The 23,009-nt window shown below is 62.4% G+C and carries 22 protein-coding genes; 11 read left to right on the forward strand and 11 right to left on the reverse strand.

Annotated elements, in window-relative coordinates:
• Positions 1 to 42: 42 nt before the first annotated feature.
• Positions 43 to 981, reverse strand: coding sequence for a glycosyl transferase family 90 (locus AC56QQ_RS22505; RefSeq protein ID WP_497123422.1), 939 nt, complete (start codon positions 979 to 981; stop codon positions 43 to 45).
• A 284-nt stretch (positions 982 to 1,265) separates the two neighbouring features.
• Here AC56QQ_RS22505 and AC56QQ_RS22510 point away from each other — a divergent pair, with 284 nt between their 5' ends.
• Genes AC56QQ_RS22510 through AC56QQ_RS22520 form a run of 3 tightly spaced genes read left to right on the forward strand, consistent with a single transcriptional unit; the run spans position 1,266 to position 3,303 of the window.
• Positions 1,266 to 2,039, forward strand: a complete 774-nt coding sequence (locus AC56QQ_RS22510) for an SDR family NAD(P)-dependent oxidoreductase (RefSeq protein ID WP_497123423.1) — start codon at positions 1,266 to 1,268, stop codon at positions 2,037 to 2,039.
• Entirely contained in the window at positions 1,942 to 3,138 is a 1,197-nt protein-coding gene (locus tag AC56QQ_RS22515) for a glycosyltransferase family 10 fucosyltransferase (protein ID WP_497123424.1), read from the forward strand. Before AC56QQ_RS22510 ends, AC56QQ_RS22515 begins: the two co-directional genes overlap by 98 nt.
• Before the next feature lie 27 nt (positions 3,139 to 3,165).
• Positions 3,166 to 3,303: a hypothetical protein gene (locus tag AC56QQ_RS22520; protein WP_497123425.1), complete on the forward strand. Its 138-nt coding sequence runs from the start codon at positions 3,166 to 3,168 to the stop codon at positions 3,301 to 3,303.
• A 12-nt stretch (positions 3,304 to 3,315) separates the two neighbouring features.
• Here AC56QQ_RS22520 and AC56QQ_RS22525 read toward each other — a convergent pair whose 3' ends face one another.
• Positions 3,316 to 4,299, reverse strand: coding sequence for a LysR family transcriptional regulator (locus tag AC56QQ_RS22525; RefSeq protein ID WP_497123426.1), 984 nt, complete (start codon positions 4,297 to 4,299; stop codon positions 3,316 to 3,318).
• Between the two features lie 99 nt (positions 4,300 to 4,398).
• On the opposite strand from AC56QQ_RS22525, the gene AC56QQ_RS22530 reads away from it, so the two are divergent.
• The 4 genes from AC56QQ_RS22530 to AC56QQ_RS22545 all read left to right on the forward strand — a co-directional run bounded on the left by AC56QQ_RS22530 (position 4,399) and on the right by AC56QQ_RS22545 (position 7,568).
• Positions 4,399 to 4,878 (forward strand): cupin domain-containing protein, encoded by a 480-nt coding sequence (locus tag AC56QQ_RS22530; protein WP_489860721.1) that lies wholly within the window; start codon positions 4,399 to 4,401, stop codon positions 4,876 to 4,878.
• A 167-nt stretch (positions 4,879 to 5,045) separates the two neighbouring features.
• Entirely contained in the window at positions 5,046 to 6,443 is a 1,398-nt protein-coding gene (fumC, locus tag AC56QQ_RS22535; protein ID WP_489860720.1) for a class II fumarate hydratase, read from the forward strand.
• Between the two features lie 107 nt (positions 6,444 to 6,550).
• Complete coding sequence (locus AC56QQ_RS22540; RefSeq protein WP_489860719.1) at positions 6,551 to 6,973, forward strand: DoxX family protein; 423 nt, start codon at positions 6,551 to 6,553, stop codon at positions 6,971 to 6,973.
• 190 nt (positions 6,974 to 7,163) lie between these two features.
• Complete coding sequence (locus AC56QQ_RS22545) at positions 7,164 to 7,568, forward strand: DoxX family protein (RefSeq protein ID WP_489860718.1); 405 nt, start codon at positions 7,164 to 7,166, stop codon at positions 7,566 to 7,568.
• 21 nt (positions 7,569 to 7,589) lie between these two features.
• Here the strand turns inward: AC56QQ_RS22545 and ppx are convergent, their stop codons facing one another.
• Positions 7,590 to 9,125, reverse strand: a complete 1,536-nt coding sequence (gene ppx, locus AC56QQ_RS22550; protein WP_497123427.1) for an exopolyphosphatase — start codon at positions 9,123 to 9,125, stop codon at positions 7,590 to 7,592.
• Positions 9,125 to 11,326, reverse strand: a complete 2,202-nt coding sequence (locus tag AC56QQ_RS22555) for an RNA degradosome polyphosphate kinase (RefSeq protein WP_489860716.1) — start codon at positions 11,324 to 11,326, stop codon at positions 9,125 to 9,127. The genes ppx and AC56QQ_RS22555 overlap by 1 nt, the downstream gene beginning before the upstream one ends.
• Positions 11,327 to 11,470: 144 nt before the next feature.
• Here AC56QQ_RS22555 and AC56QQ_RS22560 point away from each other — a divergent pair, with 144 nt between their 5' ends.
• Together AC56QQ_RS22560 and AC56QQ_RS22565 are read left to right on the forward strand one after the other, a co-directional pair.
• A complete protein-coding gene (locus AC56QQ_RS22560; protein WP_091577590.1) occupies positions 11,471 to 11,716 on the forward strand; it encodes a zinc-finger domain-containing protein in 246 nt (81 codons plus the stop codon).
• A gap of 20 nt (positions 11,717 to 11,736) precedes the next feature.
• Positions 11,737 to 12,987 (forward strand): FAD-dependent monooxygenase, encoded by a 1,251-nt coding sequence (locus tag AC56QQ_RS22565; protein ID WP_497123428.1) that lies wholly within the window; start codon positions 11,737 to 11,739, stop codon positions 12,985 to 12,987.
• Here the strand turns inward: AC56QQ_RS22565 and AC56QQ_RS22570 are convergent.
• From AC56QQ_RS22570 to AC56QQ_RS22600, 7 genes are all read right to left on the reverse strand, one after another.
• The gene (locus tag AC56QQ_RS22570; RefSeq protein WP_497123429.1) at positions 12,959 to 13,624 is read right to left on the reverse strand and encodes a TIGR02117 family protein; all 666 of its coding nucleotides are present in this window, start codon (positions 13,622 to 13,624) and stop codon (positions 12,959 to 12,961) included. The genes AC56QQ_RS22565 and AC56QQ_RS22570 overlap by 29 nt on opposite strands.
• A gap of 116 nt (positions 13,625 to 13,740) precedes the next feature.
• Complete coding sequence (locus tag AC56QQ_RS22575; RefSeq protein WP_031240865.1) at positions 13,741 to 14,490, reverse strand: amino acid ABC transporter ATP-binding protein; 750 nt, start codon at positions 14,488 to 14,490, stop codon at positions 13,741 to 13,743.
• Between the two features lie 78 nt (positions 14,491 to 14,568).
• On the reverse strand, positions 14,569 to 15,726 hold the full coding sequence (locus tag AC56QQ_RS22580; protein ID WP_497123430.1) for an amino acid ABC transporter permease: 1,158 nt from the start codon (positions 15,724 to 15,726) through the stop codon (positions 14,569 to 14,571).
• A 4-nt stretch (positions 15,727 to 15,730) separates the two neighbouring features.
• Positions 15,731 to 16,918: an amino acid ABC transporter permease gene (locus AC56QQ_RS22585; RefSeq protein ID WP_497123431.1), complete on the reverse strand. Its 1,188-nt coding sequence runs from the start codon at positions 16,916 to 16,918 to the stop codon at positions 15,731 to 15,733.
• A 63-nt stretch (positions 16,919 to 16,981) separates the two neighbouring features.
• Positions 16,982 to 18,010: an amino acid ABC transporter substrate-binding protein gene (locus AC56QQ_RS22590; RefSeq protein WP_269903981.1), complete on the reverse strand. Its 1,029-nt coding sequence runs from the start codon at positions 18,008 to 18,010 to the stop codon at positions 16,982 to 16,984.
• A 434-nt stretch (positions 18,011 to 18,444) separates the two neighbouring features.
• Positions 18,445 to 19,320 (reverse strand): DUF2182 domain-containing protein, encoded by an 876-nt coding sequence (locus tag AC56QQ_RS22595; RefSeq protein WP_497123432.1) that lies wholly within the window; start codon positions 19,318 to 19,320, stop codon positions 18,445 to 18,447.
• Positions 19,321 to 19,330: 10 nt separating this feature from the next.
• Positions 19,331 to 19,966, reverse strand: coding sequence for a DUF1326 domain-containing protein (locus tag AC56QQ_RS22600; protein WP_489860709.1), 636 nt, complete (start codon positions 19,964 to 19,966; stop codon positions 19,331 to 19,333).
• Between the two features lie 485 nt (positions 19,967 to 20,451).
• On the opposite strand from AC56QQ_RS22600, the gene AC56QQ_RS22605 reads away from it, so the two are divergent.
• A complete protein-coding gene (locus AC56QQ_RS22605; protein WP_497123433.1) occupies positions 20,452 to 21,636 on the forward strand; it encodes a cystathionine beta-lyase in 1,185 nt (394 codons plus the stop codon).
• A 254-nt stretch (positions 21,637 to 21,890) separates the two neighbouring features.
• Positions 21,891 to 22,979: an HPP family protein gene (locus AC56QQ_RS22610; RefSeq protein ID WP_497123434.1), complete on the forward strand. Its 1,089-nt coding sequence runs from the start codon at positions 21,891 to 21,893 to the stop codon at positions 22,977 to 22,979.
• Positions 22,980 to 23,009 lie beyond the last annotated feature (30 nt).

Raw genomic sequence — 23,009 nt, forward strand, 5'->3', positions numbered from 1 at the left:
GACTGGCTGGCCGGCCGAATTTGATACAGGGTGACAGGCGCCCTATCGCGGCGGCCAACCAGTCGCAGGCCTGCGCCGCTGGAGACCGGACTTCAGATTGCCGCCGGCAGCCATATGGCTTTCGAGCAGACGGGCCCATGCCGCCACGGCAGCCGAGCGCGTCAGGTGGGTTTGCGCGAAGCGCTGCGCTTCTTCCGCTATTTCGGCCTCCATCTTCGGATTGGCACGCAACCACTCGATGCGCTCGACCAGATCGGACATGTCGCGTGCCACCGGGACATAGTGACGAAACGGCTCGATACTGTCGAAGAACCATTCCCGCCAGGGCCGGTCCTGCAACAGCACAACGCGTTTCGTGTGCAGCAGCATCTTGAAGCGGCCACTGTAGCCCGCACCCTCGACATCGATCATATATCGGTAGGTGGCAACCTGGTCTTCCATCGACCTGAAAGTTGCCGAATACCGATTGATGGCAACGTCATAGTTTGGCTCGGTGTCGTACGCCTCCAGGAGATCGGGCCGGGCCGCGGCGATCTCGACTATCCTTCTGCGGGCGCCGTTCATGCAGCGCCCTGCCCAGAACAGCCTGTTATCGCGTGGCGGCCCGTCCGACGCAGCTGCCATCGCCCGCGTCTTTTGATCATAGTCGTCAAACTTTGCGTCCGGCCAACCATCGAAAACAAAATCCGGCGCGGCCACTTCGCCATAGCCGTCCGCCTGGGAGAATGCGAAGCGAGTGCGGAAATAGCGATGCCTTCTACGGGACGGCGTATCGCCGAGGAGCATGTGGAACGGCGGTACGCTGCGGACGCCAAGGGACGCCAAGGCCTCGGCAACGAGGGTCAATACTTGCCGGTGCCTTTCAAGCCAGGCGGCGCGAGAGCGCACCGAGAGCTTTCCGTTGTCGAATCGGCAGTAGATCTCGCCTCGATTAAGCCCGGGCAGCAGGCGCCTCTCAACTTCGACAACATCGACCGGCAAGGGAAGCTTCTGGGTTCCCGTCTCAAGAGGTACCATTTTCAACAATGCTCTTGCAGAAAGTATTTCGATCGGAAGCCCGCGTTGCCTGACTTAAACTTGCGCGGCCCCTCGATCAAGGCGGCTATCCTGTTCGCGCCCCAGATGCAAGCTGCGTCATCTGGCAATTCAACACACCAGAAGGCTTACAAGGGTCGAAGTTCATACCGTGGGATAGGTCGATAGCTTGACCACGGCCGTGAATCCGCGGTGCTCTCGAGGTGGCCAAAGCGGTCCCGGAGCGTCCAATGAGACTGAACAACAAACGCGCGCTGATTACCGGCGGATCGGACGGCATCGGCCTTGCAATCGCCGAAGCTTTCTTGCGTGAAGGCGCTGACATCACGATCGTCGGTCGCGACGCCGGGAAACTCAACGGCGCTCACGAAAAACTGACGGCTTCCGGCTCGGTTGGTACTGTCGAGACATTGTCGGCCGATCTTGCCACCGGCGTCGGCATCAGAACCGTCGTGTATCTGGTGAAAAGGTCGGGCCGAGCTCTCGACATCCTTGTCAACAATGCGGGGGTGGCTTTTCTGGTGCCGTTCGCTGATGTCAGCGAGGTTCAGTTCCAGCAATCCTTCGCTCTCAACGTGACGGCGGTGTTCTTCCTCACCCAGGGCCTCCTGCCACATCTCGCAACCGGCGCATCGGTGATCAACATTTCCTCCTATTTCGCCAACAAGATGATCCCAAAGCGGCCATCAAGCCTCTATTCGCTGTCGAAGGGCGCGTTGAACTCACTGACCAAATCGCTAGCCTTCGAGCTCGGCCCACGTGGCATCCGCGTCAACGCCATAGCGCCTGGCACAGTCGATACCGCCATGCGGCGCAGGACAGTCGACAATCTGCCTGCCGAGGCAAAGGCGGAGTTGAAGGCCTATGTTGAGCGCAGCTATCCGCTGGGCCGCATCGGCCGTCCCGATGACCTCGCCGGCATGGCGGTTTATCTGGCCAGCGACGAGGCCGCGTGGACCAGCGGAGGCATCTTCGCTGTCGACGGCGGCTATACCGCCGGGTGACTGTGCGGATCAGCCCCTTTGCGTCCGCCTCCGACAAGCCAAGGCGCTTGACCAGACTTCCCATTCCGCGTGTGTCACCGCTATAGATCCGAGGCGTAGTTCAGACACTCATGGTGCCATGTCATCAAACGATCCGCTGATCCTTTTCTACACGACGTTCTTCGGTAAGCCTGTCGACATCGCGTCCATCCATTGTGAAGGGCGGTGGACGCTGGACAAGCGCCGGCTTTCCGAGGCGGCAGCGGTCGTCTTTCACATTCCGGACTTTCGCGAATTCGGCGACGCCTACAAATACCCCGGCCAATATTGGGTGGCATGGTCAATGGAGAGCCGCCAGAACTACAAACGCGTCACCAATCCGGATGTCATGAGGCATTTCGACATGACGATGACGCACGAAACATGTTCCGATGTCTGGATGCCCTATCTTCCCCGGGCTCGCAGATGGCAGGAGATGGTTGCCAGACCGATCGCCGCGAAGACGGAAGAGGCGCCCGTTGCGCTGTTCCAGTCCGCCCCCGTCAACCGCAGCGGCCGCATTGATTTCACGGCCGAGCTCTCGCGCCATATCAAGATCGACTCCTACGGCCGACACTTTCACAATCGAGCGATCAGTGGCGCGGATCTTGGCCGGGAATCCAAGATTGAAACCATTGCGCGGCACAGCTTCTGCCTGGCGCTGGAAAATTCAATCGAGCCCGACTACGTCACCGAGAAGATCTACGATGCATTCGACGCTGGCACGGTACCGATCTACCTTGGCGCGCCGAATGTGGATGAATTCGTGCCTTCAAATTCTTACATCGACGCCAGCGCCTTCCCCAGCGCCAAGGAGCTGGCGGCCTATCTCCAGCACCTGATCGAAACGCCTGAGGACTACGAGGCCTATTTCGCCTGGCGCTCAAAGCCGCTGCCCGACAGCATCGTGAAACGTCTGCCCGGACTGGAAACCCCCACCTTCTGCCGATTGATGAACCTCGTGCGTCAACGCCGGGAAGAGCGGCCGCATCCGCCATCCGGTCGCCCGACTCTTCCTTTCGGCCGCATCTCCTTCCTGCGCACACGGTTGCGCCGCTGGAAGAAAACGATCCCGAGCTGACGATCGAGGCATAGGGGGCGAAGGCCTATGTCGAGCGGATCTCCCGCTGGGCCGCATCGGCGCCCCGATGACCTCGCCGGCATCGCGGTTCATCCGGCCGGCGATGAGGCCGCATGGACCAGCGGCGGCATCTTTTCCATCGACGGCATCCGCACGGCGGGGTGAACAGTCCGGCCGCTAGGCGCCGACAATTTCAGTGGTGGCGCTTTCCACAAATCCAAGAGCACCGACCGCCTCCAGGATCTGGTTGCGAACCCAGCGATGAGGTGGCTCGTCGTCGTGGCGCGCGTGCCAGTACATCCTGATTTCGGGAACAGCAATGGGAAGCGGCGGTTCGAAGATGACGAGCGGAAGGGTCCTCGCGGCCCAAACGGCGAACTGCCTGGGGACCGCTGCGAGGTAGTTTCCGTTTGCCACTGCCAACGCGACAGCCTGAAAGTGCGGCAGTGCCAGGCTCACACGACGCGTTCGCCCGAGCTTGCCGAGCGCCTCGTCGGTGGAACCCGACATCGAGCCGTCGATAGAGCGAAGAACGTGGGGCAGTTCGCAGAAAAGCTCGAGCGGCAGAGGTGCGCCGTCCGCGATCCCCGCCTGTCTGATCGCAGCATTGTCGCCCGCGGCGATGACGACGAATGGTGAATGGAACAGAGGCGTGCTGGAAACCCAGTCGGAGACCTCCAGCGGACGCTCCAGCGCTGCGTCGATCTCATCCTCCTGAAGCAGGCGCGAAACGTCGCCGCGCGCGCTATCGAGAAACCGCAACGACACACGCGGCGCGATACCCGCGATGCGCGCCGCCAGCGTTGGCATCAGCAGCATGGAAAAGAAATCCGCACCCATCAGCGTGAAGGTTCGTTCGAGTTCCACCGGATCGAAGTTTTTCGTGGACTGGAAGACACGTTCGATTTCCCGCAGTGCCACGCGCAACGGCTCCGCCAGGCTCTCGGCGCGCGGCGTCGGCATCATTTCGTTGCCGTGGCGCACGAACAGCTGGTCGTTGAGGGCATGCCGCAAGCGATTGAGCGCGGCGCTGACGGCAGGCTGGCTGAGGCCGATTTGCTCGCCGGCACGCGTAACGCTTCTTTCCCGCAGGAGGGCGTCGAACACCCTGACGAGATTGAGGTCGAGCGCGTTCAAATTCATCGCATCAATTCGCCCCATACGATCATCCGATTTCCGTCGCCGGCATGTCCTTGGTTAGGTCGCCATCGGCGCCGCCCAGTCGGCACAGGCAACAATAGGAAATAGGAGCATAGACTCATGACAATGACCCCTGGGACGATCACAGGCAAGGAACTCTTCTGGTTCAACAACACGCTCGTCGCGATCCACATCTCATCGGCCGCGGGAGAAGACGGCATCTGCGTCGTCGAACATCGCATGCCGTATGGCGACTCTCCGCCGCTGCATGTGCATCGCCGCGAAGACGAAGTGTTTCACGTCCTGGACGGGAGATTGCGCTTTCAGATCGCCGGCCACGAACACATTGCGGACGCCGGCGAAACCGTCATTGCGCCGAAAGGCCTGCCGCACACCTACAGGGTCGAGTCGCGCGAAGGAGCGAGTACCCTGACCGTCACGCGCGGTGCGGATTTCGAAACGCTCCTGCGCCAGGCGGGCCGCCCCGCCGAACAGCCGGAGCTGCCGCCGCAAGTGGAACCGACGCCGGAAATCATCGCGGCACTGGTGCAGCTCTGCGCAAAGAATGGCATCGACATCGTAGGCCCACCGCTTGCCTGACTGGCCGTTCAGGGCATTCACTTCGGCAAGCCGACGCGCCTTCCCTTCTCCCTTGCGGGAGAAGGTGGAGGCGTTCAACCGATTTGCATCATTTGCGCCCGAAATCTCCGCTTGAAGCGGTTTGTGCAACGCGATACGCCGTTGCCGACTTCGACAAGGAGAAAGCCGTGAGCACGCCAAAGACCAGAACCGAAACCGATACGTTCGGTCCCATCGAGGTCGCCGCCGATCGCTATTGGGGCGCGCAGGCGCAGCGTTCCCTCGGCAATTTCAAGATTGGCTGGGAAAAGCAGCCGGCTTCGATCGTGCGCGCGCTCGGCATCGTCAAGCGGGCGGCGGCGGAAGCCAATATGGAGCTGAAGCGGCTCGACCCGGCGATCGGCAAGGCGATCATCGCGGCGGCGCAAGAGGTGATCGACGGCAAGCTCAACGAGCATTTCCCGCTGGTGGTCTGGCAGACCGGCTCGGGCACGCAGTCCAACATGAACGCCAATGAGGTGATCTCCAACCGGGCGATCGAGATGCTGGGCGGCGTCATGGGCTCGAAGAAGCCGGTGCACCCCAACGACCACGTCAATATGAGCCAGTCGTCGAACGATACTTATCCGACGGCCATGCATATCGCCTGCGCCGAGCGCATCGTGCACGATTTGTTGCCGGCGCTGAAGCATCTGCACAAGGCGCTGGACGCCAAGGCCAGGGCCTTCAACCACATCATCAAGATCGGCCGCACGCACACGCAGGATGCCACCCCGCTCACCCTGGGCCAGGAATTCTCGGGCTATGCGGCGCAGGTCGCCTCCTCGATCAAGCGCATCGAGATGACGCTGCCCGGCCTGCAGGAACTGGCGCAGGGCGGCACCGCCGTCGGCACCGGCCTCAATGCGCCCGTCGGCTTCGCCGAAAGGGTGGCGGACCGCATCGCTGCCATTACCGGCATCGCCTTTGTCACGGCACCGAACAAGTTCGAGGCGCTCGCCGCCCACGATTCGATGGTGTTCTCGCACGGCGCCATCAACGCGGCGGCGGCGGCGCTGTTCAAGATTGCCAACGACATCCGCTTCCTCGGCTCGGGCCCGCGCTCGGGCCTCGGCGAACTGTCGCTACCGGAAAACGAGCCGGGCTCCTCGATCATGCCGGGCAAGGTCAATCCGACCCAGTGCGAGGCGATGACGCAGGTCTGCGTGCAGGTGTTCGGCAACAATGCCGCACTCACCTTCGCCGGCAGCCAGGGCCATTTCGAACTGAATGTCTACAACCCGCTGATGGCCTACAATTTCCTGCAGTCTGTGCAGTTGCTCTCCGACGCTTCGGTCTCCTTCACCGACAACTGCGTCGTCGGCATCGAGGCGCGTGAGGACAACATCAAGGCGGCACTCGATCGCTCGCTGATGCTGGTGACGGCTCTCGCCCCGACCATCGGCTACGACAACGCCGCCAAGATCGCCAAGACCGCGCACAAGAACGGCACCACGCTGCGCGAGGAAGCGCTGGCAACCGGGCTGGTCAGCGAAGCCGACTACGACCGGCTGGTGCGGCCGGAGGACATGACGCACCCGGGATGATCGCAGGAACGTTACCTACGGTGAACGATGTGTCGCCGCATTCGCGTCTTTGGTGAACAGTCGACATGGGCTATCTGCAGGGCATCAACCCCATTCGGAGTACCACCATGTCCCTCAACACTTCCGTCGCCGGTTCCGGCACCGCTTCCAATGCCTCGGCCACGATCCTGGTCGGCCGGGTGCTCCTGTCGATCCTTTTCATCCTGTCGGGCTTCGCCAAGCTGACCGCGATCTCGGCCACCGCCCAGTGGTTCGGCAGCATCGGGCTGCCGCTGCCGACGGTGGCTGCCGTTGGTTCCGGCCTGCTTGAATTGTTCGGCGGCCTCGCCATCCTTGTCGGCTTCCAGACCCGCATCGTGGCGATCGTACTCGCCATCTTCACGCTGGCCGCCACGGCGGTCGCGCACCTCAACTTCGCCGACCAGATGCAGATGCTGATGCTGCAGAAGAACCTCGGCCTCACCGGCGGCTTCCTGCTCCTGGCAGTGCTCGGTGCCGGCGCCTATTCGGTCGACGCCAGGCGCGGCTGAACAACACCTTCAAATACCTGAAACAAAGGCGGCGCGGAATTTTCCGCGCCGCTTTTTCGTTGTCGATGCACAGGCCCACACGTCTCGATCCGCCAGGCGGGATTTGCGACCGCATTGCTGATAGGATCAAGGCGTCGAGGTGAGCAGTCGGCCGATCGGCCCTGCCTGATCGACATCGGAGGTGACAAGCATGCCCCGCAACGCCCTGCTTCTGCTTTCCCGGCTACTGCTCGCCGCCCTTTTCGTGCCTTCCGGCTTCCAGGCGCTTTCCGATATTGCCGGAACGACGAGCTATTTCGCCAGCCTCGGCCTGCCGCTGCCGACCCTCGCCGCATGGGGCACGGGCCTGTTCGAGCTGATCGCCGGGCTGCTCATCCTGGTCGGTTTCCAGACCCGGATCGCGGCGCTGCTGCTCGCCGCCTTCTGCATCGTCGCCGGCTTCATCGGCCATTACGGCCAGGGTGGCGGTGACGCGATGCTCGCCTTCCTGCACTCGCAGATGCTGATGAAGGACATCGCCATATCAGGCGGTTTCCTGGCGTTGGCAATGGCCGGCGCCGGCGCCTGGTCGGCCGACGGGCGCGCTTCGGCGTAAGGCTTATTTCACCGAGACGCTCTATTTGACCGAGACGCTGGGGCCGCCCTCGACGGCCAGCACAAGCCGGCGGTTGGTGATCCTTGCCAGCTGCGCCAGCCGGCCGGCCGGCCGCTCGCCGTAAAGATCGGCCAGCGAGGCCGGCAACACCAGCGCCAGCACGCCGTTGGCGCGCTGTTCCCATTTCAGCCTGGGCATGATGCCGGGCATCGACGCCGTCAGCAGATAGACGACGCGCATCATCGCCGCCAGCACGCGAGCCCGCTCCAGATAGCGTGGCGTCGCCAGCGCCTTGATTTCCGGCGCGATGGATTCGTTGAAGATGCCGTCGTGACGATAGGCGTTGGCCAAAGCCAGGAAGGCGCGGCCAGGATGGTCGACGCCGAAGAAGGAGGCATGGGCAATGATGTTGAGCGATTGCTTGCCGCGATATTCTGGATGCGCGCGCCAGCCGATGTCGGCCAGCAATGCGGCCGCGTGGCGGTAGCGCGCCTCGTCCTCGGTCTCGTCGATGCCGAAGGCGGCAAAGGCCTTGCCGGTCCATTCGACCAGTTCGTGCGCATGGTGGACCGAGCGCGAGCGCAGCACTGCAAGTTCCTCCGAGGCCGAGATCAACGGATCGGCCTTCTGCTCAGCCTCGTCGAGGAGCGAATAGAGAAAGCCTTCGCGCACACCGAGTGCCGAAACGATGATCTTCGACGGCTGCATCGCCGTCATGATCTCCTGCAGCACGATGGCGCCATAAGGCAGCAGCGAACGGCGGTTCTTGGAGACGCCCTCGATGCCCTTGACCTTCTCGATTTCGGCTTTGGCCACCTGTTTCAGGAAGGTCGTGGCACTGTCGGCGCTGATCTCATAGTGGTGCATCACGCCAAGCGGATAATTGGTCATTTCCATGTGCAGCCGGGCGAGATTTCGCCAGGTTCCGCCCACGGCGTAGAAGGGCCTGCCTTGCCCACCCTTCAACAACTTCGCCTTCGCCAGTTCGTCGCGCGCGATCTTCGCCGCCTGGGCCAGCGAGTTCTTCGCCATGTCCTGCAGGCGCAGGCCACCCAACGGCAGCGTTATACCGTCGCCGATCGCTTCGCCATTGACGTCGACCAGTTCGAGACTGCCGCCGCCCAGATCGCCGGCGATGCCATTGGCAGGATGGAAGCCTGAAATGACGCCGAGCGCCGAATAGTAAGCTTCCTGGCGCCCGCTGATCACCCGGATCTCGGTCTTCAGCACGTCCTCGGCGCGGTGGATGAAATCGGGACCATTGACCGCTTCGCGGGCGGCGGCTGTCGCCAGCACATACATATGCTCGGCGCCGGCCTGGTCGGAGAGCGCGCGAAAGCGGCGGAACTCTTCCATCGAGCGCGTCACCGCCTCGGGGTCAAGTTTGCCGGTCGAAACGATGCCGCGGCCAAGACCAGCCAGCATCTTTTCGTTGAACAGCATGGTCGGCGAGCGCGCCAGCCCCTCATAGACAACGAGACGGATCGAATTCGACCCGATGTCGATGATGGACAGCGGTCGGCGGTCCTGCAGCCGGCCCTGGGAATCAGACAGCATCAGGTGGACGCTGCAGCGTTCTTCTTGCGGCGCTTGAACTGCGCGATGCGCTTGGGCGCATGCGACTTCAGCGCGTCACCCCGTCCGGACAGGCTCGGATTGGTCATGAAATATTCCTGCGCGTTGAACGGTTCCTCACCCTCCTCCAGCACCACGCGCCGGGAGGTTCCATCAGCCAATACGTCGAAACTTTGCTGATTGTCCATGATGTTGCCCAGCATGATCTGGCCAAGGACCTGTTCATGCACAGTTGGATTGGTGATCGGCACCATGGTCTCGACACGGCGGTCGAGGTTGCGCGGCATGAGGTCGGCCGAAGAAATGTAGACGATCGCCTCGTCCGAGGGCAGGCCATGGCCATTGCCGAAGCAATAGATGCGGCTGTGTTCGAGGAAACGGCCGACGATCGACTTCACCCTGATGTTTTCCGACAGGCCCGGCACCTGCGGCCGCAGGCAGCAGATGCCGCGCACGACGAGGTCGATCTCGACGCCAGCGCGGCTGGCATCATAGAGCGCATCGATGATGATCGGGTCGACGAGTGCATTCATCTTCATCCAGATGCGCGCCGGCCTTCCCTCCAGCGCGTGGGCGACCTCATCGGAAATATGCTTGAGAATGCGGCTTCTCAGCGTGAACGGCGAGATCGCCAACCGCATTTCATCCGTCGGCTCGGCATAGCCGGTGATGAAATTGAAGAGCTGGGCGACATCGCGGGCAATCGTCGGATCGGTGGTAAAGAAGGACAGGTCGGTGTAGATGCGCGCCGTCACCGGATGGTAGTTGCCGGTGCCGAGATGCACGTAGTTGCGCAGCTTTCCGTCCTCGCGCCGCACCACCAGCGACATTTTCGCATGAGTCTTCAGCTCGAGGAAACCGAACACGACCTGCACGCCGGCGCGCTCCAGGTCGCGCGCCCAGCGGATGTTGGCTTCCTCGTCGAAACGCGCCTTGAGCTCGACCAGCGCCGTCACCGACTTTCCGGCCTCCGCTGCGTCGACCAGCGCACGCACGATCGGGCTGTCGTTGGAGGTGCGGTAAAGCGTCTGCTTGATCGCCACCACTTCGGGATCGGCCATCGCCTGGCGCAGGAACTGCACCACCACATCGAAGGATTCATAGGGGTGGTGGACGATGATGTCCTTCTCGCGGATGGCTGCGAAGCAATCGCCGCCATGCTCGCGGATGCGTTCGGGAAAGCGCGGATTGTAGGGTGTGAATTTCAGATCATCGCGGGGGACGGCGACGATCTCGGATATCTGGCTGAGCGCCAGCGGGCCGGTTAGGACGCTGATGCGGCTCGACGAGACGCCAAGCTCACCAGCGACGAAATCGCGTAGTTCCGACGGCATCAGCCTGTCGAATTCAATGCGGATCACCGAACCGCGGCGGCGGCGCTTCAGCGCCGTCTCGAACAGGCGCACCAGATCCTCGGACTCCTCCTCGACCTCGATATCGCTGTCTCGGATGATGCGGAACGTGCCGGAGCCCTTGACTTCATAGCCAGGAAACAGCTTGCCAATGTAGAGGCCGACCGCCTCTTCCAGCGGGATGAAGCGGACATGGCGCTTGCGGTCCGGCAAACGGATGAAACGCTTCAGAGCCACCGGCAGGCGCAGAAGTGCGCTCATCTCTTCGCCGTTCTTGCGATGGCGCAGCTGCAGCGCCATCGAGAAGCCGAGATTGGGAATGAACGGGAACGGATGCGCCGGGTCGATCGACAGCGGGGTGAGCACCGGAAACACCTGTTCCTGGAAATGGTCTTCCAGCCAGATCTTTTCGTCCTTGGTCAGCGCATCGCGGGTGATGCTTTCAATGCCTTCCTTGTTGAGCAGCACGGTAAGGGCCGAAAGGCTCTTCTGCTGGTCTTCCTGCAGCCGTTCGACCTCACGCAGCAGCTGTTCGAGCTGCTGTTCGGGGGTGCGTCCGTCGGGGCTCTTCAGCACGATCCCCTCGCGCACCTGGCCGGCGAGGCCGGCGACGCGCACCATGAAAAACTCGTCGAGATTGGCGGCCGAGATCGACAGGAAGCGGACACGCTCCAGCAGCGGATGATTGAGGTTGAGCGATTCTTCGAGAACACGCCGGTTGAACTGCAGCCAGGAAAACTCGCGATTGACGAAACGGTCGGGATTGCCGCCTTCCGGGCTCGCTGCCTCGACATTGATGAATTCGCTCTGCACCGGCTTCAGTTCGTTCATGGTTCCTGCTCTTCCCGCGCCTAAAGCCGGTTAACCGGCTTAACTTATCCTCTGACAGGCTTTTGCGACAGTTTCATTTCATCGATCTTGCAAAGAGACCTGATATGATCCAGATGCAGACGAGACTGCGTTAAGGAGATGACGATGGCAGGCGGTTCCATTCCCCATTTTCAGAACGATGCGGGCCACCCGGCGATCGACATCGGCGTCAAGGAATTCATGTGCACCGGCGCCAACCCGCCTTTCGACCACCCGCATGTGTTTCTCGACATGGGCGACGACAATGAAAAAGTCTGCCCCTATTGCTCGACGCTCTACCGCTATTCGCCAAAGCTGAAGGCGACGGAAACGCAGCCGGCTGGCTGCATCTATATCGACCAGGCCGCCTGATCTCCAGCGACCGGCTGCAAATGGACGACATGCGCTCCCGGCAAGTCATCATCGCCGGGGCGGGCATCGCCGGGTTGACCGCGGCGCTGGCCTTCGCCGAACACGGTAATGCCGTGCAAGTGTACGAACAGGCGCAACGCATGGATGCAGTTGGCGCCGGCCTCCAGCTTTCTCCCAATGCAACACGCATCCTTCGCCAGCTCGGTGTGCTCGACCGCCTGCTGCCAACAGCGGTGCGGCCGGAAGCGGTGGTGCTGAAGGACGCCGCGACGTTGCGTGAACTGGCGCGCGTGCCACTTGGACAGACCGCTGAAGCGCGCTGGCGGGCACCCTACCTCGTGGCTCACCGCGCCGACCTGCAGGCGGCGCTGATGGCGCGCCTTGCCGAGGTGCCGGATATTCAGCTTACCACCGGCGGGCGCGTCGGCAGCCTTGCCATCGGGACCCATGGCATCACGGCGAGTGTCGAGACCGACGACGAGACTGTCGAGGTGGAAGGCTCCCTGCTGGTCGGCGCCGATGGCGTCTGGTCGTCGGTGCGCACGCTTGTCGATTCGACCAGGGGGACGGCATCGCCAAGAAGCCGTTTTTCCGGTGAGCTGGCCTGGCGCACCACCGTCGCGGCTGACAGCGCCGCCGGGCAAGCCTTTGCCGCAGTCGGCGCGGCCGACTGTGTGACGACCTTTCTGCATCCTGGCTTCCATATGGTCTGCTATCCCGTCAGCAAGGGTGACGCCTTCAACCTCGTCGCCTTCACCAGGGGTGAGCGTATCGCCGAGGGCTGGTCCGGCCATGCCGATCCCGGCATCCTCGCCGCCGCAATGCGCGGCACCGCGCCGGGCCTTGCAAGACTACTGGAAATGGCCGGCCCGTGGCTGACCTGGCCGCTCCATACGGTCGAGCAGAAGCAGCCCTGGACGACGCCGGACGGCATCGCGCTGATCGGCGACGCGGCGCATGCGATGACACCCTTCGCGGCACAAGGCGCGGCGATGGCGATCGAGGATGCGGCGACGCTTGCCGACGTCGTTGCTGCCTTTCCTGCCGATCCGGCGCGAGGCCTCCTCGTCTGGGAAAATCTGCGGCGGCCGCGCGTCGCCAAAGTCGCCCGGCGCGGCGCCCTCAACCACCTTGCCTGGCATGCGTCAGGGCCAGTGGCGCTTGCCCGCAACCTGTTCCTCAAGTTGCGCTCCCCCGAAAAGCTCGCGACGGATCTCGACTGGCTCTATGGCTGGCAGCAGACTAATTATACAGCCGCATCGACAGGCTGAGCGAAGCCGGCAGCGGGTTCCACCAGCCAGTGCGGAGGCCGGCGGTTCGCAAGGCCGCCGCCGTCCAGGTGTTGCAGCCAACCAGCGCGTTGAAACGGCCGTTCGCCTCATAGAAGCGGTCGAACCTGGAATAGGCGACATCCGGAACAATGATCGGGCCTTTCGGTCCCCACTGAAAACTTACGTCGATAAAATCGAGCAGCGCCATAAAACGCTCCTCGCCGATGTCGAAGCCGGCAACGTCGGCACGCGTCTCGCTTATGAAGCCAGCGACATCGACATGCATGACCGATGTGTCGAGGGTTAGCGCCTTCATCACCGGCGCAGCCTTGAGCTGCGACCAGGTCGGCGTTTCCAGATAGAAGGCACGGCCGCCCCAGCCGAAGACGATGTAGCGCACCTCGGGAATGTCGACGGGGACACCGGCATCGGCCAGGAAATGGAAGCGCTGGCGCACGGCATCATCGACCGGAATGGCGATGTCGGTGTGGATCGGGTTCTTCAGCACCAGGATGTGGTGTTTACCCTCGCTCGAGGCAGCAGCCGGCCAGAGCGGGCGCGGCACCAAGGTACCCAGTGTCACAGCCAGCGTCGCCACGATCAACAGAAGGCCTAGAAAACGTCCGAGCTTTTTCATGAATGGCGGCCCTGCAAACGCGTTCCGGCGCGACAAGAACCGCCCGCCTCCTGCCCGTCCATACGCAAAAGAGCCCGGCACTGTTTCAGCCGGGCTCTTTTGCAGCCATCGAAGGCCTAGTGCAGGATCTGCGACAGGAACAGCTTCGTGCGCTCGTGGCGTGGATGGTCGAAGAACTCGGCCGGCGTGTTCTGCTCGACGATCTGGCCCTGATCCATGAAGATCACGCGGTTGGCGACCTTGCGTGCAAAGCCCATTTCGTGGGTGACGCAAAGCATGGTCATGCCTTCTTCGGCGAGACCAACCATTGTCTCCAGCACTTCCTTGATCATTTCGGGGTCGAGCGCCGAGGTCGGCTCGTCGAACAGCATGATGCGCGGGTTCATGCACAGCGAACGGGCGATCGCCACGCGCTGCTGCTGGCCGCCGGAGAGCTGGCCCGGATATTTGTTGGCCTGTTCCGGAATCTTGACGCGCTTGAGAAAATGCATGGCGATTTCCTCCGCCTGCTTCTTCGGCGTCTTGCGCACCCAGATCGGCGCCAGCGTGCAGTTCTCGAGGATGGTGAGATGCGGGAATAGGTTGAAGTGCTGGAACACCATGCCGACCTCGCGGCGCACTTCGTCGATCTTCTTGAGATCGTTGGTCAGTTCCTTGCCGTCGACGATGATCTTGCCCTTCTGGTGCTCTTCCAGCCGGTTGATGCAGCGGATCATCGTCGATTTGCCGGAGCCGGACGGACCGCAGATGACGATGCGCTCGCCGCGCATCACTTTCAGGTTGATGTCCTTCAGCACATGGAACTCGCCGTACCATTTGTGCATGGCGATGATGTCGATGGCGACATCGGTGGTCGAGATATGCATTTTGGCGGCGTTGACCTTGATCTCTTCCGCGCTGACGGCATTTTCGGTGGCCATGGCAGGGTCCCCTTGTTCTTTTGTTTAGCGTTTGTGGCCGGTGTCGAGTCGGCGTTCGGTGTACATTGAATAACGCGACATGCCGAAGCAGAACAGCCAGAAGACGAAGGCAGCGAAGATTAGGCCGGACCTGGCCGTCTGCGCCGTTGCCCAGTTGGCGTCTGAGAAGTTCTGCTTGACGACGCCGAGCAGGTCGAACATCGAAATGATCGAGACCAGGCTGGTGTCCTTGAACATGCCGATGAAGGTGTTGACGATGCCCGGGATGACCAGCTTCAGCGCCTGCGGCATGACAATCAGCACCATCTTCTGCCAGTAGCCGAGGCCGAGCGAATCGGCGCCTTCATACTGGCCCTTGGGGATCGCCTGCAGGCCGCCGCGCACCACTTCGGCCATGTAGGCCGCGGCAAACAGCGAGACGCCGATCAGCGCACGCAGGAACTTGTCGAAGGTGACACCGGCCGGCAGGAACAGCGGCAGCATGACGCTGGCGAAGAACAGCACGGTGATCAGCGGGATGCCACGCACCGTCTCGATGAAGATCACGCACAGTGTCTTGACGATCGGCATCTTCGAACGTCGCCCCAGCGCCAGCAGGATACCGAGCGGCAGCGACACCGCGATGCCGACGAAGGACAGGCTGAGCGTGACCAGCAGGCCGCCCCACAGCGACGTCTCGACATGCGGCAGGCCGAAGACACCACCGACCAGCAGGACGAAGGCGACGACCGGCAGCACCAAAAACAGCAGAATCGCGTTCAATCCCTTGCGCGGCACGCGCGGGATGAGCAGCGGTACCAACAGCACGACGGTGAGGATGGCCACAAGGATCGGCCGCCAGCGCTCCTCAATCGGATATCGCCCGAACATGAACTGGCCGAACTTGGCGTTGACGAAGGCCCAGCAGGCACCGCTCCAGCCGTCCGGCTGGATGCCGCCCTGCCCCACGGTGGCACAGAAGGTACGGTCGGTGCCGGTCCACTGGGCGTTGATGAACGCCCAGTTGATGACCTGTGGCAGGATCATCGCGACAAGCACGAGGCCGACGATGGTCAGTATGGTGTCGCCAGTAGAAGCGATCAGGTTCTTGCGCACCCAGGCGCCGAGGCCGCTGACGCTTGCCGGCGCCGGTTGCGCCAGCACCATTTCGGTGCGTACCCAGGACATATCGTGTTCTTGCATGTCCCTACCTTTCCACCAGCGCCATTCTGGCATTGACGACGTTCATGACCGCCGACGTCACCAGGCTGAGCGCGAGATAGACGACCATCATGATCAGCACGCCCTCGACCGCCTGTCCGGTCTGGTTCAAGACCGTGCCGGCGGTCGCCGTCAGGTCCGGGTAGCCGATGGCGATGGCCAGCGACGAGTTCTTGGTCAGGTTGAGATACTGGCTGGTCAACGGTGGAATGACGATGCGCATCGCCTGTGGCACGACGACGAGCCGCAGGATCGATCCCGGCCGCAGCCCGAGCGCGCCGGCTGCTTCGGTCTGCCCCTTGCTGACACCCATTATCCCTGCGCGCACGATCTCGGCGATGAACGCCGCCGTGTAGCAGGACAGCGCCAGATAGAGCGACAGGAACTCCGGCTTGACCTGGAATCCGCCGGTCAGGTTGAAGGTCGATTGTTTCGGAAAATCGAAGCTCAGCGGAAAGCCGCTCAGCACGTAAGCGAGCAGCGGCAGGCCGACGATCAGCGCCACCGACGTCCAGAACACCGGAAATTGCTGGCCAGTAGCCATCTGTCGCTGGCGCGCCATGCGGGCAACGAACCAGGCCATGGCAATGCCGACGATGAATGCCACCAGCATTAGCCAGGAGCCGTCGCCCCAGACCGCGCGTGGAAAATAGAAGCCTCGTTGATTGAGGAAGGAACCGAACGGCAGGTTGATGCTGTCGCGCGGTGCCGGCAGCACGGAAAGCACGCCGGAATACCAGAAGAAGATCACCAGCAGCGGCGGGATGTTGCGGAAGATCTCGACATAGACCGTGCAGATCTTTCGGATCAGCCAATTGTGGGACAGCCGGCCGATGCCGACTATGAAGCCGATAAGGGTCGCGGTGACAATGCCGGCGACCGCAACGATAATGGTGTTGATGAAGCCGACCACAATGGCGCGGCCATAGGTCGAGTCGGATGTATAAGCGATGGCGCTGTCGCTGATGTCGAAGCCGGCGCGACCTTTGAGGAAGCCGAAGCCCGACGCGATGTGCAAGCGGGTCAGATTGTCGACGACATTCTGGACGATCCACCAGACCGAAACCGCCAGCAGGACGACCACCACCGCCTGGTAGAATATCCCGCGGACCCTGGGATCATTGATAAAGGAACCGCGGCTGGGCTCCTCGCGAAGAACTTCCTGCGATGCCATTCGACCGTCCCCTGGAAAGAGAAGCCGGGAGGCAGACAATCTGCCTCCCGGATCACATTTCGATCAGCGGATCGGCGGAGCGTATTGCAGGCCGCCCTTGGTCCACAGCGCGTTGATGCCACGCGCGATCTTGAGCGGGCTGCCCGAACCGACATTGCGGTCGAACATTTCGCCATAGTTGCCGACGGCCTTGACGATGTTGACGACCCAGTCGTTGGAGACGCCGAGATCGGTGCCGATCTTGGTATCGGCTTCCTGGCCGAGCACGCGCTTTATCTCCGGGCTGGGGGAGTTCTTCATTTCGTCGACATTGGCCTTGGTGATGCCGAGTTCCTCGGCGTCGAGCAGTGCGAAATAGGTCCACTTGACGATGTGGTACCACTGGTCGTCGCCCTGGCGCACGGCCGGTCCGAGCGGCTCTTTCGAGATGATCTCAGGCAGCACGACATGGTCGGCCGGCGAGCCCAGCGTCAGGCGGATGCCGTAGAGGCCCGACTGATCGGTGGTGTAGACGTCGCAGCGGCCGGCGTCATAGGCGGCGTTGACCTCTTCTAGCTTCTCGAAGACGACCGGGTTATACTCCATCTTGTTCGCCTTGAAGTAATCGGCGAGGTTGAGCTCGGTGGTGGTGCCGCTCTGCACGCAGACGGCGGCTCCGGAAAGCTGCAGCGCCGAATTGACGCCGGGCAGCTTCTTGGCGTTGATCATGAAGCCCTGGCCGTCATAGTAGGTGGTGCCGACGAAATTCAGGCCAAGCGCCGTATCACGATTGATCGTCCAGGTTGTGTTGCGCGACAGGATGTCGACCTCGCCGGACTGCAGCGCGGTGAACCGCTCCTTGGCGCTGAGCGGCGTGAACTTGACCTTGGTGCCGTCACCAAAGACGGCGGCCGCGACCGCGCGGCAGAAATCCGCATCGATGCCTTGCCAGTCACCCTTGTCATCCGGCGCCGAGAAGCCGGCCAGGCCGGTCGAGACACCGCACTGGATGAAGCCTTTCGCCTTGACGGTATCGAGCGTGGTTGCCGAAGCGGCCGAAGCCATCAATCCAAGCGCGCCAGCTCCAAGAATGCCAATTGCAATGTGTTTCATAACCCACAGACCCTTTTCTCTGTTTTCAGGCAAACCCTGATCTTTGTTCCTGCGTGAACGCAGCCCCCTTCGGGTTTATTCCGAGAACCCCTGCATCGTTGTCGACGCGCTGCCTCCCATTCACGAACTGCATCGAAGGCGATTATTCCTGTGAGGTCAAGGGAAATGACCGAATCCGAAAGAGTTTGAAAACCAGTTGCCGCAAATGCCTGAATTGCAGACAAACGCGCCCGCGATTTAGTCCGCAGCGCAAACAAAGGAGGCAAAACTCGTTCAACGCAAATGCAGGCCGGGGCAGCGAAGTCCATGCTCGCAATACCTTCGCGTTACTACCTCGGTGCGGAATGAATTGACACGCCCAAAGCTGTCATCTGACGATTTGCCGGGTGGTTTCAGGTCAATAACGCCCGGAAACACGAGGCAACCGCGCGTTGTCAAAGTGCTTCAAGGATCAGCCAGGCGCCGGTCGCCGCCATCAGCGCACCGGAAACGCGCGGGATCAACTGCCCGGTCGGGACCGTCTTCTCCAGGAGAACAAGGATGGCGATGCCAGCGATCCACAGCACGTTCATGACGCCGCCGACGAACAGCAGAGCCATCAGCGCCCAACAGCAGCCGAGGCAATAGGCGCCGTGATCGATGCCCAGTCGAAGCGCGCCGACCGGAGCGGAACGGAACCCGCCATGACTGGCCAGGAACGCGATCGGTGCCTGGCATTGACGCACGCAGACACCCTTCATCGGCGTCCATTGATAGAGGCCAGCGGCGATCAGAACGAGGCCGCCGAGTATCGCGCTGTCGGTCGCCATCGAGGGATCGAGCAAGACGAGACGGGCGAGCAGCCATTGCGCTGCGGTCGCCACGATGCTGAACACAACCCAGACGGTGAGATAGCCGGTAAAAAACCACCCCGTCGAAGCGATGGGGCGGCCATCCGCTCGCGCCTTGCGGCCGACACCGGCATAGAGCAGCAACATCGGCGCGACCGACGGCGTCATCATGCCGACCATCATCACCGCCCACATCGTGAAGATAAAAGCGAAATCGGCCGTTGCCCAAGCCCGGAAACCGGGAGCCACCGTGGCGCCCATGTCCATGCCGCCCATGTCCATGCTCGACATGTCCATGTTCGACATGCCCGTTGCGGCCACGTCGCCTGCGCCGCCGCTCGGTACGGAAGAACCGGGCATGACCATTCCTGCGGCGAGCCACAGCACATAAGCCCAGGCAAGCACGGCAATCACGACGAGTGCGGCCGTCACGACCGCACGGTCGCGGCGCAGCACCGCCTCGAGGGCTGTGTCGCCCATTTGGATCAGGTCAATGCACGACGCCGCTCTGCGTGAGATGCAGATTGGCGAAATGGCTGTGCGTATCGGACAGCTCGAACTTGATCGGGCCCGTCGCCTTGGTCCAGCCACGCCCAACCTCGGCGACCGCGTATTCGAAGCCGTGCGGCAGGTCGATACGCGCATGATGCTCGGCGCCGGTGACCGGATTTTTGATTGGCTCGCCATGGCCGTCGGTTACGCCCTTGACGTACAGCCGGCCGGTTCGTGCGTCGACGTCGACCTTGAAATCGATCGCGGCAAAGATCGGATCGTGGAATTTCTCCAGTGTGGTCGAAAAGACCTGGAATATCGTTGCACCTGGTTCGGTGTCCTGACCACCCAATATACGAAGCAGCGCTTCACGCTGGGCTTCGGTCGCCCTCTCGTCGATAACCACCGCGGCTTCGCCCCTGCCCTGGTGTATCGCGCCGGGCCAGCGGAAAATCCCGACGAACCGCAATCCATCGAGCTTGGTGCTGCCGTGATGGCCGCTCTCGATTTCCATGCCAGCAACCGCCTGGCAGGATCCGTGTGTCGGCAAGGCATTGAACTGGCACGGGCAGCCATAAGCGCAATTGCAGTTGATGAATTCGCGCGCCTTCATTGTCCATTTGACGTCGGGCATGGCATTCCTCCCCTTGCCGCGCTCATGCTCCGTGAGCGCGATATCCGGATCGTGGGGAACCAGGGGGTCAACCGGCAACAACCATCCGGCAGCATCTGGTCGAGGCAATCCGGCGATTAATATTAGGACCTGATTATATTCCTTTCGCAGCCACCCACAATAGGCCGATCGGTGGAGGCCATCGCAGCCGCATACAACGAACTGCCGATCCGCGCAGGACACAGAACCCGGACCCGCGTTGCCGCCGCGACGATGGCGGCCTCCATCGCCACGGGCAAGATCGTCCCGCTGCTGACGGCTTCGGGGATCGGGCTGCTCGCCTCGGCACTACCGCACGTGGTCGGCCAGATTAGGATCCGACCCTGGCTGCGATATTCACACGGGAGAATTGGCATATTCGAAGTCGTCCGCTGGCGGACGGTGGCTGTTGCGCGGTCCATGACGCCGCACTATGGCTAGCGCCTTGTAAAACAAGGCGACGAAGAATGGCGAAAGACGGCAGCGAGCAAGTTAGCGACAAGCTGGGCATCAACACGCGGCTTGCCCATTCGGGGAACAACCCGCATGACTATTTCGGCTTCGTCAATCCGCCGGTGGTACATGCCTCGACCGTGCTTTTTCGTGACGCGGCGTCGATGGCGGCACGCAGCCAGAAATACACTTACGGGACGCGCGGCACGCCGACGACCGATGCCCTTGCCCAGGCGATCGACGCGCTGGAAGGCTCGGCCGGAACGATCGTGGTGCCGTCGGGCCTTGCGGCGGTGACCGTGCCGCTGCTCGCCTTCGTGTCGGCGGGCGACCACCTGCTGATCGTCGATTCCGTCTACCACCCGACCCGCAATTTCGCCGACACGATGTTGAAGCGGCTGGGTGTCGAGGTCGAATACTACGCTCCCGATGTCGGTGCCGACATCGCGGCGTTGATCAGGCCCAACACCAAGGTGGTGTTCACGGAATCGCCGGCCTCCAACACGTTCGAGGTGCAGGACATCCCCGCCATCGCCAAGGCGGCGCACGCCGCGGGTGCCATCGTCATGATGGACAACACCTGGGCAACGCCACTCTATTTCCGCCCGCTCGACCACGGCGTCGACATCTCGATCCATGCGGCGACGAAGTACCCGGCCGGCCATTCCGACGTGCTGCTCGGCACGGTCTCCGCCAATGAGAGCCACTGGAAGCAGCTCTACGAGAGCTTTTGCACGCTTGGCTGCTGCGCCGGGCCCGACGACGTCTACCAAGTGCTGCGCGGCCTGCGCACCATGGGCGTGCGTCTGGAGCACCATCAGCGCAGCGCGCTCACCATCGCCTCATGGCTCGAGGGCCAGAAGGGCGTGGCGCGCGTGCTCCACCCTGCCCTTCCCAGCCATCCGGACCATGGCCTGTGGAAGCGTGACTTTTCCGGCTCGAGCGGCATCTTTTCCATCGTGCTTGCCGGCGGCGGCCAGAAACAGCAGCACGCCTTCCTTGATGCGTTGCAGATCTTCGGCCTCGGCTATTCCTGGGGCGGCTATGAAAGCCTTGCGGTGCCGGTCTGGCTCGGCGACCGTGTCGTCGCCAAGGGTCCCTATGACGGCGCGCTGATCCGCCTGCAGATCGGCCTCGAGGATGTCGAGGATCTGAAGACCGACATCCTGCGCGGTCTGACCGCCGCGGCAGCGGCCTGAAAGTCGAGGCCGCCTACCAAATTGAGTCAACGAACCGGCGCAAGCGCCTCGAAAGACCGATGAAACGCTCGCCTTGCCCTGCGCGAGCCAACTCGTCGGGCCGACAGACACCGCGGTGACATCAGGGGATTCTATTCCTTCAAACCGCGGCTTCGCGGATCAGTTTGGCTTCCAAATTCAACGATGCCGCGTCATTGCGGTGCGATCATCACGGTTTCCACCTCCCCTGCAATACCGGCAGAGTTTCCTACGTCATGGCTTTCCGCCTTTTTGTTCCCATTCTTGCCGGCGCGACGCTGCGCGAGCGGATCATCGCCTGCATCGGCGCGACGATCGGCATTGCCCTGACTGGCGCGATCGGAGGTCTGGTGCTGGGCAATGGCCCGCACGTGCCGCTGCTGGTGGCGCCGATGGGAGCATCGGCCGTGCTCCTGTTCGCGGTGCCGGCAAGCCCGTTGGCGCAGCCATGGTCGATCGTTGGCGGCAACACGATATCGGCACTGGTCGGCGTGATCGTGGCGCATTTCATCCATGAAACCGCCCTTGCCTCCGGCATCGCGGTGGCACTTGCCATTGCCGCCATGTCTTTCACACGCTGCCTGCATCCGCCGGGCGGGGCCGCGGCGCTGACCGCGGTATTGGGAGGACCTGCCGTCATCAGCGCCGGCTTCCTGTTTCCGTTCGTGCCGGTGGCGCTGAATTCGATCCTGCTGGTGGTGCTGGGCTATGGTTTCCACAAGCTGGCCCGGCGCAATTATCCGCACGTGCCGGCACCGGCGCCGGCGAACAGCCACGGCACCATCGATCCGCCCGCACAGTCGCGCATCGGCTTCCGCTCCGAAGACATCGACGCCGCGCTTGGCGCGCTCGAAGAGACGTTCGACATCGACCGCAACGATCTCGACCGGCTGCTGCGGCAAGTCGAATTGCAAGCGCTGGTGCGCGAGCATTCAACGTTGCTCTGCGAGGACATCATGTCGCGCGATGTCATCTCGGTGGATGAACACACCTCTGCCGACAGGGCGCGCAAATTGCTGCTCGACCATAACATCCGCATCTTGCCGGTCGTCGATGCAGAGGCAAGGCTGGCGGGAACCGTGGGATTGCGGGAACTGGCGCTGGCCACGGAGATGGTCGGTTCCGTCATTTCGCCGGCGGCGACCGCCACGGCCGGTTCCGCCGCAATGGGACTGTTGCCCGTGCTCACCGACGGCCGCAGCCACGCGGTCATCGTGGTCGACGACGACAAGCGGATCCTCGGGCTGATCACCCAGACCGATCTGTTGGCGGCAACGGCACGGCTGCGGGCTGCTGACAAGCTGTCGGCGGAAGCAGTACAGTAGCCCGCTGCCGGACCCGGCAAAATAGTCGGG

Source organism: Mesorhizobium sp. RCAM 05099, from assembly GCF_059683685.1.